This is a genomic window from Dietzia sp. PP-33 (assembly GCF_033790845.1).
GTDB lineage: Bacteria > Actinomycetota > Actinomycetes > Mycobacteriales > Mycobacteriaceae > Dietzia.
The window spans coordinates 164,893-183,990 of sequence record NZ_JAMYEI010000007.1 but is presented as its reverse complement, the minus strand read 5'-3'; the positions used below and the strand labels follow the sequence as shown (position 1 = coordinate 183,990).

Sequence of the window (19,098 nt, the reverse complement as noted above, 5' to 3'; positions counted from 1 at the left end):
GGAAGGACCGGTCATGGATGACGTCTGCGGGCTCCCCTCGGGCGGGAGCGTGCCCATCGCGGCGCGGGCCGTCCCGCCGGAGGGGGCCCCGGCCGACCTCCCGCCACGTGTCGTGGCCACCGAGCCCGCGGCGCGGCTGATCCGCGAGCTCGTCGGCCGGCACGGGCCGGTGATGTTCCACCAGTCCGGCGGGTGCTGCGACGGGTCCGCGCCCATGTGCTACCCGGACGGGGAGTTCCGGGTGGGACAGCGCGACGTGTTGGTGGGGGAGCTGGATCTGAGCCCGGCCGACCCGCCAGGACCGGACCGGTCCGAACCACCGGGTGACGACGACGAGGAGCGCACGCCCTCCTCGTCGTCGTCGACCCGGGTGCGCGTGTGGATCTCGGGCTCACAGTTCGAGACCTGGAAACACACGCAGCTCGTGGTGGACGCGGTCCCGGGCAGAGGGTCGGGGTTCAGTCTCGAGAACCCCACCGGCACGCGGTTCCTGTCCCGCGCCCGGACGTTCGGTCCGCAGGAACTCGAGGCGCTCGAGCAGTTCCCGCCGCGGACGGGGGCGGACCTCGAGGAGTAGGTGCGGCGGGGGCCGGTCCTGGTGCCGCAGTTGGTGATTCGCGCAGATGAGACGGGGTGCGGCGGTAGCATCGCCCGCATGGACACGGACCGAGCGGCAGCAGTCGACCCCATCGACGTCGAGGTCGGGTTCCTCACCCCCGCACTGCGGTCCGACCTGCTCGAACGGTGGAACGAGCCGCAGCGTCGATACCACAACGAGACGCACCTGCGGGCGGTGCTCAGGGCCGTCGATGCGCTCGAGGCGGACGGCGAGGCGTTCGACGCCACCGAGGTCCGTCTGGCGGCGTGGCTGCACGCCGCGGTCTTCGATCCCACGGAGTCGGAGAACAACGAGCGGTCGGCGGTGTTCTGCGAGAGGGTCCTCGATCCGTCCGCCCCCGTGGAGGAGGTGGCGCGCCTGGTCCGGCTCATGGGCGGGCACCGGGTCGAGGTGGGGGACCTCAACGGAGCGGTCCTCTCGGATGCCGACCTCGCGGTGCTGGGATCGGACCCGGAGACCTACGACACCTACGCCGCGGACGTGCGCCACGAGTTCGCGCACGTGCCGGGGGAGCGGTTCGTGGCCGGGCGGATCGTCGCGCTGGAGGGTCTGCTCGAGCGGAAGTCGGTGTATCTGACCCGCGCCGGCCGGGACATGTGGGAGAAGCAGGCGCACGCCAACCTCAACCGCGAGCTGGGTCTGCTCAGGGCCGGCGCGGCGGGGTAGGCGCCGCGCCCCGGATGGGCGGACGCGGGGACGGGGCGAGGGCGCCTGCGGGGGATCAGACGCCGGGCGGCATGGAGGCGGCGGTGTGCTCGGCGAGGCCGGCCGCGACCATGATCTCGGTGATCCGGCGGACGTCGGCCTCCCCGGGCAGGCCCCAGTCGTGGTGGTAGCCGTAGACCTCGGCCAGCGTCGCCGACTCGCGGGTGCCCGTGACGAGCTCCACGTCCTGCGGGCCGATCAGAGACGGGTGGGGGACACCGACGGCACCCGAGACCTTGATGAGCTCCCGCTTGAGCGAGCGCAGGTAGCCGTGGCAGCGCGCGGCCTTGTCCGTGGGATCGACGCCGCGGATCAACCAGGGGTTCTGCGTGGCGACCCCGGTCGGGCAGCGGTCGGTGTGGCACTTCTGAGCCTGGATGCAGCCGATCGAGAGCATGGCCTCGCGGGCCACGGAGATCATGTCCACGCCCAGGGCGAAGGCGACCACCGCGTTCTCGGGGATACCCAGTTTGCCGGAGCCGATGAAGACCACGTCGTCGGTGAGCCCGGCCTCGGCGAACACCCGGTAGACCCGCGGGAAGCCCAGCCGGAACGGCAACGAGACGGCGTCGGTGAAGACCAGAGGTGCGGCGCCGGTCCCGCCCTCCCCGCCGTCGATGGTGATGAAGTCGACGCCGCGCTCCCGCGGGACCATGGCGGCGGCCAGGTCCTCCCAGAACCCCATCTCGCCGACCGCTGACTTGATGCCCACGGGCAGTCCGGTGCGATCGGCGATCTCCTCGACCAGGTCCAGCATGGAGTCGACGTCGCCGAACGCGGTGTGCCGCGAGGGGCTGGCGCAGTCCCTCCCGGCGGGGATGCCGCGGATCTGCGCGATCTCCTCGGTGACCTTGGCCCCGGGCAACAGTCCGCCGAGCCCGGGTTTGGCGCCCTGGCTGAGCTTGATCTCGATCGCCCGGATCGGGTGGTTCTCGGTGAGGGCGACGAGCTTGTCGATGTCGAACCGGCCCTGGGCGTCGCGGACCCCGAAGTAGGCGGTGCCGATCTGGAAGATCAGGTCGCTGCCCTTCTGGTGGTGGGAGCTCAGGCCCCCTTCCCCCGTGTTGTGCAGCGCCCCGGCGAGCGCGGCACCCCGGTTGAGCGCCTCCACCGCCGGGCCCGACAGTGCGCCGTAGCTCATCCCGGAGATCGCGACGAGGGACTCCGGACGGAACGCGCGGGCCCGGCCGCGGGCGGCGCCCAGGACCTTGGCCGGCGGCAGGGGCAGCTGCTCGCCCGAGTGGGCGTTCGCGGAGACGGAGACACCGGTGAAGGTGTGCTGCTTGACCACGGGGTATCCCTGGAGGAACTCCACGTCGTTGTCCGTGCCGAAGCTGAACGTGGTGGCCCGTCCCTCGGCGGACTCGTAGATCCAGTCCCGCTGGTCCCGGGTGAACGGGCGCTCCTCGTCGTTGCTCGCCACGATGTACTGGCGCAGTTCCGGACCGATCGCGGTCAGCGCCATCCGCGCGTGGCCCAGGACGGGGAACGTCCGAAGGATCGGGTATCTGGTCTGCCGCAGGTCCGCGGCCGCGACGGCGGCCAGGGCGGCGGCGGGGGCGCCGAGGAGCCATTTGCGCATGTCGACCTCCAGTTTCTGTCGGTGCCCCCATCATGGCCCACCCGGCGCCTCGCGGGTCCGTGGGCCGGTCAGGCCACACCGGTGGGCCCAGGGTCGTCGCGGGCCGGGCGCAGCGGTGTCGCGCGTACACGGCGGGATCGCCGGTCTACAGTGGCCCCACGGTCAGGCCCCACGGTATGGCCCCACTGTCGCGGGAGACCGGGAAGCGGGGGCCACCGGCCCCCGGAGCCGTACGTGTCGGCCAAGCGAGAGGAGCCACCCCGATGAGCGACGTGGAACAGGGCCCCGATCTGCCGCCACTGCCCCCGCCTCCGTCGACCGAATCGGGCTACTCCACCTCCCGCACGGTGCGGACGGGCGACGTCGATCCCCAGCGCAGGCTGCGGCTGGACAGCATCGCCCGCTACCTCCAGGACACGGCGGGCGATGATCTGGAGGCCGCCGGCCATGCTCGGACCGACCCGTACTGGATCGTGCGGCGGACTGTGATCGACGTGATCGAACCGATCTCCTGGCCGGCCACCGTGCACCAACAGCGCTGGTGCTCGGGGTTGTCCACGCGCTGGGCCAACATGCGTGTGCGGTTGACCGCGGAGCACGGGAGAAGCCCCGCCGATTCCGAGGCGCGACCTGACGGGCTGGTGGAGACCGAGGCGTTCTGGATCAACGTCAACGCCCACGGCGTTCCCTCCCGCATCAGTGACGACGGTATCGCCACCCTCGCCTCCACCACGGACACGCACCGACTGCGCTGGGCCGCCATGACCACGGCCCGGCCGGACGACCTCCCGGACCTGGATCAGCCGGGAGACCGGCCCCACGTCCTGCGCAGCACGGACTTCGACCCGCTGCAGCACCTCAACAACGCCGCCTACTTCGACGCCGTGGAAGACGAGCTCCTGCACCACCCCGACCTGCTACGTCACCGCCACCGCGCCGTGATCGAGTACTTCCGCCCCGTGGCGCCGGGTTCGACGATGACGGTCCGACGGAGGCGGTCCGCAGACCGACTGCAGATGTGGATGTCCGTGGACGACCACGTGGCGGCCGCTGCCACCGTCACGAGGTGGCCGGACGCCCGGAGGTCGGGGTAGTCGAGACGGCGGAGGCGGGGGCCCGGGACCGTCAGGGCAGGATGCGCGAGACGACGTCGGCGGCCACGTCCTCGAGCAGGGGGCCCGCGTTGGCCATGGACCTGTCCAGGTCCGGTTCACGCTCGGTGAGCGCAGCGGCGGCCGCGAAACCCGCCTCGGCCACCCGGTCGGCCTCCAGGTCCAGTCGGCCGCACACCGCCACCACGGGCACCCCGTGGGACCGGCACAGCGCGGCCACGCCCATCGGGGTCTTGCCGTGCATGGTCTGGTCGTCGAGCCGGCCCTCGCCGGTCACCACCAGATCGGCGGCGGAGACCACGTCCTCCAGGCCGGTGAGGGTGCCCAGCACCTCGAAACCCGGATCGAGAGAGGCTCCGAGCAGCTCGCGTGCGGCGAAGCCGACGCCCCCGGCCGCTCCGGACCCCGGTGCGTCGGGGTCCACGTCGAGCCCCTGGCCGCGCAGGACCTCGACCAGGCGGGTCAGACCCGCCTCGAGGTCCTCGATCTGCTCGGGGGACGCCCCCTTCTGCGGTCCGTAGACGCGGGCGGCGCCCATCGTGCCGAGCAGGGGGTTGTCGACGTCACAGGCCACGAGGATCCGGGAGGCGCGCACGGCGGGGTCGAGGTCGTCCAGATCGACGCGGTCGAGATTCACCAGTGCTCCGCCGCCGTCGGGGAGCTCGGCGCCCGATGAGTCCAGGAAACGGGCGCCCAGTGCGGACAGCATCCCCGTACCGCCGTCCGTGGACGCGCTGCCGCCGATGCCGAGGTGGATGTTCCCGCGGCCGGAGCGGAGCGCGGCCAGGATGACCTCTCCCACCCCTCGGCTGGAGGACTGGAGGGGCCGCATCAGCCCGTCGGGGAGTCGCAGCAGCCCGCAGGCGTCCGCCATCTCGACGAACGCGGTGTCGGGGTCGATGGCGGCGAAGGACGTCTCGACGGTCTCCCCGGTGGGGCCGGAGGCGGTCACGAGGACCTGACGGGCGCCACCGGCGACCATCACCTCGAGGCTGCCGCCGCCCCCGTCAGCCACCGGGCGTTCCACCACATCGGTGTCCGGGTGCGCCCGGCGCGCACCCTCGGCGGCGTGATGGCACGCCTCTATAGCGGTGAGGGAGCCCTTGAAGGCCCCGCAGGCCACGACGATCGTCACCCCTGCATCATTCCCCATGGGGTCCGCGGACACACGCGTGCCCGGGGTCGTGACGGGGGAGTGTCACGGCCCCGGGCAAGGAAGGCGCATCCGGTGGGGGGCGTGTATCAGCCCAGCGAGCCGGTGGTCACGCCGGCGTCGACGCCCGCGTCCACGTCACCCTCGATGGCGCCGGAGCTCAGGCCGGCCAGCGCATCGGTGTCGAGCGAGCCCGTGTCGGTGGCGGTGCCGTCGTCGGCGGAGCCGGTGGCCGAGCCGGTGTCGGTGCCCTCGTCGGCGGAGCCCGTGGCCGAGCCGGTGTCGGTGCCCTCATCGGAGCCGCTCTCGCCCAGCGAACCGCTGGCCGAACCGGTCTCGGTGCCGTCATCGGCGGAGCCCTCGCTCAGCGAGCCCGTGCTCAGCGAGCCGGAGTCGGCGGTGTCGCCGGCGGAGCCGCTGTCGACGATGTCGCTGCCGGTGTTGGGCGAGACGCCCAGGCTGCCGAACTCGACCGAGCCCGGGTTGGAGGCCTCGGCGTCGAGGTTCAGGTTGATGGCCAGGCTGCCCAGGTCCAGGTTCAGGTCGGTGCCGAGGGCGCCGTCGAGGCTGCCGTCGGTGCCGGTGACGTCAGAGAGGCTGCCGTCCTCGGCGGTGAGGTCCGAGAGGCTGCCGGTCTCCGTCGTGAGGTCGGAGAGGCTGCTGGTGGGAGCCTCCTGCGCGGCGGCGAGACCGGGGAACGCGATGGCGGCACCGATTCCGAACGCGCCGACGGCGGCGATCTTGGCGGTGGTGTTGTTGGTGGCCTTGCGGTGCGAGTTCGTCATATATGAACATCTCCGATCTACATAGACCCCGATGTCTCTCATCGCGGAACCTCGTGTCGTACCGAGGTGTGTCGGCGACCCTACAAGCGATTCCAGATGCTGTCAGGGGGGCCCGTACCTGGGAGTTTCTTGATGTAACACTCCGGTCACATACCGCGAGGGGGGCTGGTGTCGCCAACCCCGCGGGTCGGCCGCGAAGTGCGTCGTGCCTGCCTAGGCTGGCGATATGGACACCCACTCGGGGGCCGCCCCGATGCATGACCTACGCCCGGCCGTCGTCGAGACCCACAGCGCTCTCATCGTGCTCTGTGGTGACGAAGCTCACAAAGTGCGCAAGCCCATCGATCTGGGGTTCCTCGACAACAGCACGGTCCGGGCCAGGGCAGAACAGAGTCGGCGGGAGGTCGAACTCAACAGTCGCCTGGCGCCGGACGTGTACGACGGCGTCCTCGAGGTCCGTGGTCCCGACGGCGAGGTGATCGATCACGTGGTGCGGATGCGTCGGCTGCCCTCGGCCAGGAGTCTGGAGTCGTTGGTGCTCTCGCGTGGCTCGGGCACCCACCCGGTCGATGCCCCGGACCTCGAGGTGGGCGTGCGCGAGGTGGCCCGGCAGCTCGACCACCTCCACGCCGCCAGCCCGCGCACCGGGGCCATCGACTCGGTGGGCACCGCGGAGTCGGTCGCAGGCCTCTGGAAGGTCTCCCTCGACCACCTGCGCCGCCTCTGCGTGGGCGAGGACGCCCCGGAGATCGTCGAGGACCTCGAACGGTTGGCCGGCGAGTACCTCCGCGGGAGGGAGCGGCTGTTCGCGGCCCGCGTCGCGGCCGGCCGGGTGGTCGACGGCCACGGGGACCTGTTGGCGGCCGACGTCTACCTGCTGGACGACGGGCCCCGGGTGATCGACTGCCTCGAGTTCGACGACCGACTGCGGTTCGGGGACGCGATGCTCGACGCCGGCTTCCTGGCAATGGATCTCGACGGCTCCGGGGCACGGGACCTCGCCGTGGCCTTCCTCGGGGCGTACCGGGACTTCTCGGGAGATGACGCCCCGCCCTCGCTGGTCCACCACTACATCGGCTACCGCGCGTTGGTGCGCTCCAAGGTCACCGCGATCCGCGCCGCGCAGTCGGCGGGGGGCGGGGCGGACGCGCGTCACGCACTGCAGTTGGCGGACAGGGCCGTTGACGCACTTCTGCGCGCCCGTGTCCGGTTGATCCTGGTGGGCGGGGTGTCCGGGTCGGGAAAGTCCACTCTCGCCGTTCCGTTGGCCGAGGCGTCGGGGGCCGAGTTGCTCCGGTCGGACGACCTCCGGTCCGGCTCGCTCCCGGACCGCTACTCGCCGGAGGCGGTCTCCGCCGTCTACTCCCGGATGCTCGGGAGGGCCGAGGAGCTGCTCGCGCTCGGCCGGAGCGTGGTCCTCGACGCCACCTGGCTGGATCCGCGCCGCCGGGCGGAGGCGGAGACCGTGGCCGCCGACGCGCACGCCGAGCTGGTGGAGATCTCGTGCACGGCCCTCCATGCGGAACTGGTGCGACGGATCGAGCAGCGGGGGCGCGCCGGTACGGACCCGTCCGAGGCGACGGCGGCGGTCCTCGCCGACCAGCTCGCCGATCTGGCGCCGTGGCCGGATGCCCTCGAGGTGGACACCACCGACCTTGATCCCCGGTCCGACGACGCGGTGCGGCGGTGGGCGCGGCGCGAACTCGGCCCGCTGCCCTGGGCCTGACGCGCCGTCAGCGCCGTGCCGGCGCCCCGGGTGGGCGGGGGATGGAACCCACGAACTGCATGGACCGGTACGGCCAGCCGGCGGGTCCCGCGGCCGAATCGTGGGTGTTCCACTGGCTCACCACGAAGTGCCACTCCTCCGGCGTGGAGCCCGGGATCGGACAGCCGCAGTAGAGCTGGGCGACCCGCGCCGGTCCGGAGGTCGGATCGGAGCCGTCGGACTCGTCGCCCCAGGCACACCCGGGCAGGAGCGTGGTGTGGGCGGTCACCGACCGGTCCACCAGGTCGGCCCCGATGTGCGGGAAGGTGAGGCAGTCGATCCGGTAGTGCTCGGCGTTGAAGTAGGTCAGGGTCCAGAAGTCCTCGCAGCGCCGCAGGTACATCTCGCCGATGCGGCCGGGCAGCACGATGGTCGTGGGGTTGCCCCAGTCCCAGGCGCTGTCGCGGAAACCCCACGTCTGCCACCCGGTGAGGTCGGGATCGGCGAGGTGCTCCTCGCGGATCCGCATGAGGATGACCCCCTTGTCCCGCTGGAACCCGGTGGACATGGCGTACACGAAACCGTCTCCGCCGGACTCCCAGGTCCACAGCTGGCGGTGCCCGCCCTCGAGCCGCGGGGACAGCGTGACCCCGGTCGGCTCCCACGTCCGGCCGTCATCGCGCGAGCGGTGGATCTCGGTGCGGGTGACCGTACCGAGCCCCTCGTTGACCATGACGTGCAGGTACATCGTGTCGTCGATGGTCAGGACGTCGCTCGGGAGGACGGTGGAACACCCCCGGCCGTGGACGTAGTCGATGAGTTGCCCCGCGTAGTCCTCCGGACCCGGGCCGGCGGCGCCCACCCAGCGCAGACCTCCGCCGGTGGCGTCCCGGTCGGAGAACAGCCCCACGGGGGACCTCCAGTCGGGGTTGCCGGGCCCCGGGCGCTCGTCCGTGGTGGGGGCGGTCCCGGCGATACCCGGGTGCGGCCGACCCACGTGGGGCGCGCCCATTCCCGCGCCGGCGAAGGTGTCCCCGAACACCGCGAGCAGTCGCCCGGACGGCGCGCGGGCGACGATTCCGAGGTCGGTGCCCTCCATGCCGAACCGGGTGGTGATCCCCGGACCGGTGAGGTCGCGGATCTTGCGGGTGCTTCTCGGCGGGGCCGTGGTCGGCGGTGGCGAGTCCGTCATGGTGCTGACGCTACCGCGACGGTGGAGGCGGGAACCCTGTTCGTGGACGTATCACAATTCAGTTGATGCACCGGCGGCGCGGAGTCCGGGAGGCGTAGGGTCGTCCGCGTGACTCACCCCTTCGCCCGGGCGGGGCGAGAGATCGTCCCCGGCCACTGGACCGGCCCCGTGGCCGTGATGGCGCTGGGGTGCGCCCTCGCCTGGGTCGTCGTCGGGTTCGGACACGGTGCGATGTCGGCTGTGGCCGTCCTGGTGGGGGCCACCGTCGTGGCCCTCTGGAACTCGCCGCTGCGCCTCACCGGGCACGAACCACTGCAGGCGGTGCGGAGCACGGCCTGCCTGGAGCACGCCGTGGTGGTGCTGTGGCGTCCCGGGTGTCCGTATTCCGCTGCGCTGCGCAGGCGGGCCGCCCGCGAGGGCCTCGAGGTCCACTGGGTGAACATCTGGCGGGACGAGGACGCCTACGAACTCTGCCGCAGTATCAACAGGGGCTCGGAGGAGACCCCCACCGCGATGCTGCTGGACCCGTCGCTCTCCGGCCCCGTCGTGATCCCGGCCTCCGTACCGGGTATCCGAGAGGCCACCGCCGCAGCGCTTCCCCGGGGGCGGGCGTCACCCGCGAGCTAGCCCACGGCCCCACAGCCCCACGGCACGGGGCTGATCACCTCGTCGTCGTCACCGTTCTTCGTCACCTGTAGCGCAGTGACCCGCGCACGTCGTCGCACTCCGTCCCCAGCGCCATGTCGGCGATCCGGCCCGCCGCGCGGAGTTCGGCCAGCCGCGGCGCGACCCGGTCGCGCAGGGCCCACGGGTCGATCGTGTTGACGTAGACGCCGGTCGCGCCCTCGAACCCGGCCGGATTCGAGATCCGCCACTTGAGCACGATCCGCCACGGCATGGCCGCATCGACCCCCGGGGGCCGGGTGTGCCATTCCTCGTTGGTCGGCACCAGGGGACCGGTGGCCGCGTGACATGCGTGCAGCAGATCGGAGACCCCGCGGAGCTCGTCCGGCGAGTGCTGCCACGGCTCGCTCGCCGCCGAGCGCGAGTAGACCACCAGGCTGGGATAACGGTGCCCGACCCCGACCACCGCCACCGCGTGGGCGTTGGCCGCCAGCACCAGCCCCTCCGCGGCCGCGTGGTCGACACCGAGAGTGTTGTACCGGCCCGGTTCGCCGGCGAGGGCGGCCAGCTCCCGACCGGTCTTCACCGGGATCTCGTCGATCGCCACGAGCTGCTTGTGCAGGTGCGCGAACGACGCCCCGGCGGGCCGCAGCCAGTTCTGGAACACGGACACGTACCGGGCGTGGGGGTTGTCGCCGTACAGCCCCCGCATGGCGCGCACGGTGAAGGAGATGAACCGTTCGTGCTCCTCCGGGGTGAGGGAGCCGGAGGAGGCGTGCCGGTCGGTGCTGGTCGCGCCGTCGGTGAGGTGACGGCGTGCGACCACCACGTCGTGGCATCCACCGAAGAAACTCTGGGAGCGGGCGGCCAGCTCGTCGGTGGACATGGAGTCGACTCCCGCCGGATCGCCCTGCGCGGCGGCGATCCGGGCGCGGACCAGCGCACGGACGTGCTCGACACCGGCCTCGCCGGCCAGGTAGGCGCTTTGGTGCGCTGCCGCCCGGGCGGGGATCCGGTAGCCGTGGACCGCCTTCCAGTAGTCCAGCGAGACCATCTCGAAGAGGTTCCCGAACAGCCGGAACTCGGGCACCGTGCGATCGAGGTCGTCCGGGGCCACCTCGTCCACCACCGTCCAGGCGTCGCCGTCGCGCACCAGGCGGGACTTCTCGGGGGTGGTCTCACGGAGGCGGGACACGCAGAACGCACAGTGCGCCTCGGGTTCGCCGGGGTCCACGGCGGCCACCGCGCCGGGGGGATGGTCGATCGGTCGGTTGCCGCGGCCGGGGACCGTCCAGACCTGAGTGCCGGTGAAGGGGTTCATCTGTTTGACGGTCCCGTCCGCCATCCGGCGCAGGGGCGCGGCCGGGGGCGGCGGGACGCCGGGCGTGGTGGTCACCCGCCGAGACTAGGTGGTCGGGGGGAACGGACGACGACGACGAGGTGTGCGGTTCGCCCTCACCGGTGGAACTGTGACAGAAGTAACACTATCCTGAGTTTTCACGATGTGCCTAGCAGGCATAAGGATCGGTGCTAGCGATCCTGCATGAGTCTCCGAGAGATAGAGGACGAGCAAATGACATCGAAACGTGCACTACATCTTCGTGCGGTGGCGGTCACCAGTGCCGCTCTGCTCGCCGCGGCCGGTGCTCCCGCCGTCGCACACGCCCAGGGATCGCTCGACGCCGGACTCGACTTGAACCTCGAGCTGCTGCTCGGCTCGGCCGGTTCCGGTGAAGGCGGTTCGCTCGAGCCCGGTTCGCTGGGGGGTTCGCTGGAGCCCGGATCACTCGAGCCCGGCTCGCTGGAATCCGGTTCCCTCGATCCGGGCTCGGTCGACCCCGGTTCGCTGGAGCCGGGTTCGTTGGATCCCGGTTCCCTCGAGGCCGGGTCGATGGAGGGCTCGCTGGAGCCCGGTTCGCTGGACCCGGGTTCGATGGAGGGCTCGCTGGAGCCCGGTTCGCTGGAGCCGTTGTCGGCCGGTTCTGATGCCGGGTCGCTGGACCCGGGCTCGATGGAGGGTTCGCTGGAGCCCGGTTCGCTCGACCCGGATTCGGTGGACCCGGGTTCGGCCGAAGGTGGATCGCTCGCGGCGCTGACGCTGCTCCTGACGCTCGGTTCCTCCGGTTCCGACGAGGGCTCGCTCGCTCCGCTGTCGGCGGGCTCTGATGCCGGGTCCGACGAGGGCTCGATGGAGGGTTCGCTGGAGCCCGGCTCGCTGGAGCCGTTGTCGGTGGGTTCTGATGCCGGGTCTGACGAGGGCTCGATGGAGGGGTCGTTGGAGCCGGGTTCGCTCGCTCCGTTGTCGGCGGGCTCTGATGCCGGGTCTGACGAGGGCTCGATGGAGGGCTCGCTCGATCCCGGCTCGCTGGAGGCCGACAGTGAAGGTGGATCCCTGGATCCGGACTCGGCTGAGGGGTCGCTCGATCCCGGCTCGCTCGAGCCCGGCTCGGTGGATCCGGGTTCGGCCGCGGGTTCTCTCGCCCCCCTCGGTTCGCTCACGGCGTCGCTCGCACCGCTCGGCTCGGCCGGGTCCGCGGCCGGTTCGCTGCCGATCCTGCTCCCGGTGGTCCTCATCGGCGGATCGGTCGCAGCGGCCCCGATGATCCAACAGTCGATCGCCGACCTCGGTGTGGCCCTGCCTCCGCTGCCCTGGATGCCGCCCGCGCCGGTGGCTGTCCCCGAGGCGCCGCCGGCGCCGGGTCCGGATGCGCCGAACGGTCGCGGTGGGGAACCGGGCGTCTACCTGCCGCCGTTGCCCGCCATCGGCTGATCTGAACAGTCGACCGCCCCGCCCCGAGTGGACCACTCGGGGCGGGGCGGTCGACATTTCGGAGTCGGTAGAGCCCTGATTCAGAGAGAAATCTCACAAGGTGGAATCGGCGTTCCACGTCAGAAGGCGTCGGTTGGCCAATCCGAATTGTGCGGGTTCACCCTTAACCCCATATTATTTCCGGGTCAGAGAACCTCGGTGCTCTGAGTACGGGTGCTCCAGCCACCACGGAGTCCGCCCGTCGACAAGCAAAGGCGAGCAGATGATGATGACTCCCGGCCCCAGAGGCCTGTACCGCCCTGAATATGAACACGATTCCTGCGGTGTCGCGTTCGTCGTGGACATGTACGGACGTCAGTCCCGGGACATCGTGGAGAAGGCGATCGCCGCGCTCGTGAATCTCGAGCACAGGGGCGCCGTCGGAGCCGAGGCCAACACCGGCGACGGCACGGGCCTGATGATCCAGGTGCCGGATCGGTTCCTCCGCGAGGTGATGCGTGAGGAGCAGGACCTGGAGCTGCCCGAGGCCGGTGCATACGCTACCGGCCTTTGTTTTCTCCCCCAATCTCGCATGCTCGCGATGGACGCCAAGCGGATGGTGGAGCGGATCGCCGCCGAACAAGGCGTGACCGTGATCGGATGGCGTGAGGTCCCGGTCGACGACTCGACGGTCGGCGCGATCTCCCGCGACGCCCAGCCCACCATCCACCAGATCTTCGTCAAGGCCGCAGGTGCAGACGGAGCGCTGCTCACCGAGCTGGCGCTCGAGCGCAAGTGCTTCGTGGTCCGCAAGCGGTGTGAGCACGAACTCGGCTCCAAGGGCGCCGGCAAGGGCGACCTGGGGTCGGAGACCGTGTACTTCCCGTCGCTGAGCCCCAGGACCTTCGTCTACAAGGGCATGCTCACCGAGAAGCAGCTCCCCGATTTCTACGTGGACCTGCAGGACGAGCGCATCGAGTCCGCCCTGGGAATCGTCCACTCCCGTTTCTCCACCAACACCTTCCCGGCGTGGCCGCTCGCGCATCCGTTCCGGTACGTCGCGCACAACGGTGAGATCAACACCGCCCGCGGCAACGAGAACTGGATGCGGGCCCGGGAGTCGCTCATGTCGAGCGAACACATCGAGGACCTCGCGGCGGCGCTGCCCATCTGCAGCCCGGGCGGCTCGGACACCGCGCGGTTCGACGAGGCGCTCGAACTGCTCACCCTCGGTGGTCGCAGCCTCCCGCACGCGGTGATGATGATGGTCCCCGAGGCCTGGGAGCGTCACAAGACGATGGACCCCGCCAAGCGGGCGTTCTACGAGTACCACGCCACTCTCATGGAGGCGTGGGACGGCCCGGCGTCGATCACGTTCACCGACGGCACCGTCGTCGGCGCGGTGCTCGACCGCAACGGCCTGCGCCCCTCGCGGATCTGGGTCACCGACGACGGACTCGTCGTGATGGCCTCCGAGGTGGGTGTCCTCGACATCCCCCAGGACAAGGTCGTCAGCAAGACCCGCCTGCAGCCGGGCCGGATGTTCCTGGTCGACACCGCCGCGGGGCGGATCATCGACGACCAGGAGATCAAGGCTGAGCTCGCCGCCGAGCACCCGTACCAGCAGTGGCTCGACGAGGGAATGGTCAGCCTCGGGGACCTGCCGCAGGTCAAGCACCAGATCATGAGTCACGAGCGGGTGGTACTGCGCCAGCGCGTCTTCGGCTACACCGAGGAGGAACTGCGCATCCTCGTCTCCCCGATGGCCGGCGCCGGGGCCGAGGCCATCGGCTCGATGGGCACCGACACCCCGCTGCCCGTCCTCTCTGAGCGGGCCCGGATGCTGTTCGACTACTTCGCCCAGCGTTTCGCGCAGGTCACCAATCCGCCGCTCGACGCCATCCGCGAGGAAATGGTCACCAGCTACGGGGTGACGCTCGGGCCCGAGGGCGATCTCATCAACCCGGGCCCGGAATCCTGCCGGCAGATCAAGCTCGAGAACCCGATTCTCGGCAACACCGAACTGGCCACACTGAAGGCGGCGGGTGAGTCCCGGCCGGGGCTGCGCTCGGTGGCCGTTCGCGGCCTGTACAACGTGGCCCACGGAGGACGGGGTCTGCGCATCGCCCTGGACCGCATCCGCCGTGAGGTCTCGGACGCGATCGAGGAGGGCGCCGCCATCATCGTGCTCTCGGACCGCGAGTCCGACGAGCGCAACGCGCCCATCCCGTCACTGCTGCTGACCTCCGCCGTGCACCACCACCTGGTCCGGGAGAAGACCCGTACCCGAGTGAGCCTGGTGGTGGAGTCGGGCGACGCCCGCGAGGTGCACCACATGGCGGTGCTCTTCGGATACGGCGCCAACGCCATCAACCCCTATATGGCGTTCGAGTCGATCGACGAGCTGGTCAAGACCGGCGACCTCACCGGGATCGACACGGTCCAGGCCTGCGCCAACTACCGCAAGGCGGCCGCCAAGGGCGTGCTCAAGGTGATGTCCAAGATGGGCATCTCCACGCTCGCCTCCTACACGGGCGCCCAGCTGTTCGACATCACCGGTCTGTCGCAGGAACTGTGCGACGAGTACTTCACCGGCTCGGTCAGCCCGATCGACGGGATCGGGCTCGACGAGATCGCCGAGGACGTGGCGCGGCGACACCGCTTCGCCTTCCTGCCCCGTCCCGAGGAGGCCGCGCACCGCGAGCTCGAGATCGGTGGTGAGTACCAGTGGCGTCGTGAGGGCGAGTACCACCTGTTCAACCCGGACACGGTGTTCAAGCTCCAGCACTCCACACGGTCCGGCCGCTACGAGATCTTCAAGGAGTACTCGAAGCTCGTCGACGACCAGTCGGAGCGCCTCGCCACGCTGCGCGGCCTGTTCGATCTCAAGAGCGACCGTTCACCGGTGCCGATCGAGGAGGTCGAACCGGTATCGGAGATCGTCAAGCGGTTCTCCACCGGCGCGATGAGCTACGGCTCCATCTCGGCGGAGGCGCACGAGACCCTCGCGGTCGCCATGAACCGCCTGCACGCCAGGTCGAACTCGGGTGAGGGCGGCGAGTCGATCGCCCGGTTCAGCCCGGACCCCAACGGCGACTGGCGCCGGTCGGCCATCAAGCAGGTCGCCTCCGGTCGCTTCGGCGTGACCAGCAACTACCTGAGCAACTGCACCGACATCCAGATCAAGATGGCGCAGGGCGCGAAGCCGGGTGAGGGCGGCCAGCTCCCACCGGGGAAGGTCTACCCGTGGATCGCGGAGGTCCGTGGTTCCACGCCGGGCGTGGGCCTGATCTCTCCGCCGCCGCACCACGACATCTACTCGATCGAGGACCTGGCGCAGCTGATCTACGATCTCAAGAACGCCAACCCCGAGGCGCGGATCCACGTCAAGCTCGTCGCGGAGCAGGGCGTGGGGACCGTCGCCACCGGTGTGTCCAAGACGCACGCCGACGTCGTGCTGATCTCCGGTCACGACGGTGGCACCGGCGCGTCGCCGCTGACCTCGCTCAAGCACGCCGGCGGCCCCTGGGAGCTCGGCCTGGCCGAGACACAGCAGACCCTGCTGGTCAACGGCCTGCGTGACCGTATCGTGGTGCAGGTCGACGGCCAGCTCAAGACGGGCCGTGACGTGATCGTGGCGGCCCTGCTCGGCGGCGAGGAGTTCGGTTTCGCGACCGCCCCGCTCGTGGTGGCCGGCTGCGTCATGATGCGTGTCTGTCATCTCGACACCTGCCCCGTGGGTGTGGCCACGCAGAACCCGGTGCTGCGTGAGCGGTTCAACGGCAAGGCCGAGTACGTGGTGAACTTCATGGAGTTCATCGCGGAGGAGGTCCGCGAGTACCTGGCCGAGCTAGGCTTCCGGTCCCTCGACGAGGCGATCGGGCACTCCGAGTGCCTAGACAAGTCGCGAGCCTTCGCCCACAACAAGCGGGTGGCCAAACTGGATCTGGAGCCGATCTTCGCGCAGGCGGACTCGCCTTTCATGCACCAGGACCTGCGTTGCACCAAGCAGCAGGACCACAAGCTGGAGGGGGTGCTGGACCGCACGCTGATCGAGGACTTCAAGTCCGTCATCCTCGATCCGTCGTCCGGCCCGGCAACCGGCCGTTACCCGATCTGCAACGTGAACCGCTCGGTGGGCACCATGCTCAGTCACGAGATCTCCAAGGCGCACGGAGCGGCCGCGCTGCCCGAGGGGTCGATCGATCTGACCTTCACGGGTTCGGCGGGCAACTCGTTCGGCGCATTCCTCGCCGCGGGTGTCACCGAGCGGGTGTTCGGTGACGCCAACGACTACGTGGGCAAGGGGCTGTCGGGCGGCCGGATCGTGGTGCGGCCCGCCGAGGACGCGGCCCCCGACTTCGTGGCCGAGGACAACATCATCGCGGGCAACGTGATCTGCTACGGCGCCACCCGCGGCGAGATCTTCCTGCGAGGGATGGTCGGCGAGCGCTTCTGCGTGCGGAACTCCGGGGTCACCGCGGTGGTGGAGGGCGTGGGCGACCACGCCTGCGAGTACATGACCGGCGGCAAGGTGGTGGTGCTCGGCTCGACCGGTCGCAACGTGGCCGCCGGTATGTCGGGTGGCGTCGCGTACTTCTACGACCCGCACGGCGAGCTCCCGGTGAACCTCAACGACGAGCTCGTGGAGATCGAGGAACTGCTGACGGAGGACGTCGAGTTCCTGCACCAGATCGTGGAGCAGCACGCCGACGAGACCGACTCGACCCGGGCCCGCGAGATCCTGTCCGGCTGGGCGCAGAACGTGAACCACTTCGCCAAGATCATGCCGCGCGACTACAAGCGGGTGCTGCTGGCCATCGAGCAGGCGGAAAAGGACGGACGCAACGTGGACGAGGCGATCATGGAGGCCGCAAATGGCTGACCCGAAGGGCTTTCTCAAGCACACCGAGCGAGAGCTCCCGGAGCGTCGTCCGGTGGATCTGCGGATCATGGACTGGAAAGAGGTCTACGAGTCGACGACCCTGCCGGAGAGCGACCTGCAGACACAGGCCAGTCGCTGCATGAGCTGTGGTGTCCCGTTCTGCCACCAGGGTTGCCCGCTCGGCAACATCATCCCGGAGTGGAACGATCTCGTGCACCGCGGGCAGTGGGACGCGGCGGTGGATCGCCTCCACGCGACCAACAACTTCCCCGAGTTCACGGGTCGACTCTGTCCGGCGCCCTGTGAGGGTTCCTGCGTCCTGGGGATCAACCAGCCGCCGGTGACGATCAAGCAGATCGAGGTGGAGATCGCCGAACAGGCGTGGGCGGACGGCCCCATGGATCCGGTGATCCCCTCGTTCCGCACCGGCCAGTCGGTGGCGGTCGTGGGTTCCGGCCCCGCGGGGTTGGCGGCCGCGCAGCAGCTCACCCGCGCCGGTCACTCGGTGACGGTCTTCGAGCGCGACGACCGCATCGGTGGTCTCATGCGCTACGGGATCCCCGAGTTCAAGATGGAGAAGGAGATCATCGATCGTCGCCTCGCCCAGATGGAGGCGGAGGGCACGGTGTTCCGCGCCGGCGTGAACGTGGGTAAGGACATCACCGCCTCGCAGCTGCGCAGCGAGTTCGACGCGGTCGTACTCTGTGGCGGTGCCACGCTGCGTCGTGACCTGCCGGTCCCGGGTCGCGAACTCGACGGTATCCACCAGGCCATGGATTTCCTCCCGCTGGCCAACAAGGCCGCCGTCGGTGACCCGGTGGTGGACTCCGACGGGCTGCCCGAGATCCACGCACGCGACAAGCACGTGATCATCATCGGCGGCGGCGATACGGGCGCCGACTGCCTCGGCACGGTCACCCGCCAGGGCGCGAAATCGGTCAAGAGCTTCGAGATCATGCCCAGGCCTCCGGCCACCCGTGCGGCCTCGACACCGTGGCCGATGTACCCGCTGATGTTCCGCACGGCGTCGGCGCACGAAGAGAACGGCGAGCGCGTCTACAGCGTCTCCACCGCCGAGTTCCTCGGTGAGGGTGGCCACGTGACCGCCCTCAAGGGCTCCGAGGTCAAGATGGTCGACGGGCGGTTCGAGGCGGTGCCCGGCACCGACTTCGAGTACCCGGCGGACCTGGTCCTCCTGGCGATGGGGTTCACCGGCGCGCAGAAGAGCGGACTGTGCTCCGATCTGGGCGTGGACTTCAGCGACCGGGGCAACGTGGACCGGGACGGCACCTACGCGACCAACGTCGACGGCGTGTTCGTCGCCGGTGACATGGGGCGCGGTCAGTCCCTCATCGTGTGGGCGATCGCCGAGGGGCGCGCGGCGGCGGCCTCGGTCGACCGGTTCCTCATGGGGGAGACCGCACTTCCGTCACCCGTCCGACCCACGGACGTCGCACAACGCTGACCAGGGGTCTACAGACGGGGGACGCGGTCCGGGGCGGGCCAGGGTACCGTGGTGCCTTAAGAGAACCTAAGATCGAGGGCACAATCGCCCCAGGCCGCCCCGGCCGTCGTCACGGAAGGCAACCATGGTCCGCCGTCGCCCTGCCGCCGTGATAGGCGCGTTGTGCCTGTCGATCGTGATGGTCGGCGGGCCGGCGGCGTCCGCCCAGGTCACGGGTCCCGGCCCCGGCGCGCGGGTCGAGGTGTCGGATCTGCCGGTGCTCAGCGAACTCCCCCCGCTCCCCGTGGAGGGAGACTCCCCGCAGTCGGAGGAGGGGGCGGACTCGACCTCCCTGGGAATCTCCGGGGTGCAGACCGTCGCGCTGGCGTTGGCGGGGGCCGCCCTTGTCGCCGGAGCGTTGGGTCTGGCGGTGGTCACGCGACGTGGCCGCTCGGTGGTCGGGGAGGAGCGGGCCCGACCCTCGGATCACGCCGAGTGACGCCGCGGTCGATAAGCTCGGCGGTATGAGCCGCCATATCGCAG

At 70.4% G+C, this 19,098-nt stretch carries 14 protein-coding genes; 9 read left to right on the top strand and 5 right to left on the bottom strand.

The window, feature by feature from the left end; all coding sequences use genetic code 11:
• Positions 1-13 precede the first annotated feature (13 nt).
• The gene (locus tag NJE57_RS13490; protein WP_319028971.1) at positions 14-577 is read left to right on the top strand and encodes a DUF779 domain-containing protein; all 564 of its coding nucleotides are present in this window, start codon (positions 14-16) and stop codon (positions 575-577) included.
• A gap of 78 nt (positions 578-655) precedes the next feature.
• On the top strand, positions 656-1,285 hold the full coding sequence (locus NJE57_RS13485) for a hypothetical protein (protein ID WP_319028969.1): 630 nt from the start codon (positions 656-658) through the stop codon (positions 1,283-1,285).
• Positions 1,286-1,340: 55 nt separating this feature from the next.
• Here the strand turns inward: NJE57_RS13485 and NJE57_RS13480 are convergent, their stop codons facing one another.
• Positions 1,341-2,906 (bottom strand): FMN-binding glutamate synthase family protein, encoded by a 1,566-nt coding sequence (locus NJE57_RS13480; protein ID WP_319028967.1) that lies wholly within the window; start codon positions 2,904-2,906, stop codon positions 1,341-1,343.
• Between the two features lie 263 nt (positions 2,907-3,169).
• Between NJE57_RS13480 and NJE57_RS13475 the strand changes: the two genes are divergently transcribed.
• Complete coding sequence (locus NJE57_RS13475; RefSeq protein ID WP_319028965.1) at positions 3,170-4,000, top strand: acyl-[acyl-carrier-protein] thioesterase; 831 nt, start codon at positions 3,170-3,172, stop codon at positions 3,998-4,000.
• Positions 4,001-4,031: 31 nt separating this feature from the next.
• On the opposite strand, the gene NJE57_RS13470 is transcribed toward NJE57_RS13475, so the two are convergent.
• The gene (locus NJE57_RS13470) at positions 4,032-5,153 is read right to left on the bottom strand and encodes a glycerate kinase (protein WP_319028963.1); all 1,122 of its coding nucleotides are present in this window, start codon (positions 5,151-5,153) and stop codon (positions 4,032-4,034) included.
• A gap of 107 nt (positions 5,154-5,260) precedes the next feature.
• Complete coding sequence (locus NJE57_RS13465; RefSeq protein ID WP_319028962.1) at positions 5,261-5,956, bottom strand: hypothetical protein; 696 nt, start codon at positions 5,954-5,956, stop codon at positions 5,261-5,263.
• 226 nt (positions 5,957-6,182) lie between these two features.
• Between NJE57_RS13465 and NJE57_RS13460 the strand changes: the two genes are divergently transcribed.
• The gene (locus NJE57_RS13460) at positions 6,183-7,682 is read left to right on the top strand and encodes an AAA family ATPase (protein WP_319028961.1); all 1,500 of its coding nucleotides are present in this window, start codon (positions 6,183-6,185) and stop codon (positions 7,680-7,682) included.
• 7 nt (positions 7,683-7,689) lie between these two features.
• On the opposite strand, the gene NJE57_RS13455 is transcribed toward NJE57_RS13460, so the two are convergent.
• The gene (locus tag NJE57_RS13455) at positions 7,690-8,853 is read right to left on the bottom strand and encodes a DUF4185 domain-containing protein (RefSeq protein ID WP_319028960.1); all 1,164 of its coding nucleotides are present in this window, start codon (positions 8,851-8,853) and stop codon (positions 7,690-7,692) included.
• Between the two features lie 108 nt (positions 8,854-8,961).
• On the opposite strand from NJE57_RS13455, the gene NJE57_RS13450 reads away from it, so the two are divergent.
• Positions 8,962-9,480: a hypothetical protein gene (locus NJE57_RS13450; RefSeq protein WP_319028959.1), complete on the top strand. Its 519-nt coding sequence runs from the start codon at positions 8,962-8,964 to the stop codon at positions 9,478-9,480.
• Between the two features lie 61 nt (positions 9,481-9,541).
• On the opposite strand, the gene NJE57_RS13445 is transcribed toward NJE57_RS13450, so the two are convergent.
• On the bottom strand, positions 9,542-10,822 hold the full coding sequence (locus NJE57_RS13445) for a DUF4921 family protein (RefSeq protein WP_319029065.1): 1,281 nt from the start codon (positions 10,820-10,822) through the stop codon (positions 9,542-9,544).
• Positions 10,823-11,050: 228 nt separating this feature from the next.
• Here NJE57_RS13445 and NJE57_RS13440 point away from each other — a divergent pair, with 228 nt between their 5' ends.
• From NJE57_RS13440 to NJE57_RS13425, 4 genes are all read left to right on the top strand, one after another.
• Positions 11,051-12,247 (top strand): hypothetical protein, encoded by a 1,197-nt coding sequence (locus NJE57_RS13440; protein WP_319028958.1) that lies wholly within the window; start codon positions 11,051-11,053, stop codon positions 12,245-12,247.
• Between the two features lie 262 nt (positions 12,248-12,509).
• The gene (gltB, locus tag NJE57_RS13435; protein WP_319028957.1) at positions 12,510-17,111 is read left to right on the top strand and encodes a glutamate synthase large subunit; all 4,602 of its coding nucleotides are present in this window, start codon (positions 12,510-12,512) and stop codon (positions 17,109-17,111) included.
• Positions 17,104-18,576 (top strand): glutamate synthase subunit beta, encoded by a 1,473-nt coding sequence (locus NJE57_RS13430; RefSeq protein WP_319028956.1) that lies wholly within the window; start codon positions 17,104-17,106, stop codon positions 18,574-18,576. The genes gltB and NJE57_RS13430 overlap by 8 nt, the downstream gene beginning before the upstream one ends.
• A 124-nt stretch (positions 18,577-18,700) precedes the next feature.
• Positions 18,701-19,054 (top strand): hypothetical protein, encoded by a 354-nt coding sequence (locus NJE57_RS13425; RefSeq protein WP_319028955.1) that lies wholly within the window; start codon positions 18,701-18,703, stop codon positions 19,052-19,054.
• Positions 19,055-19,098 lie beyond the last annotated feature (44 nt).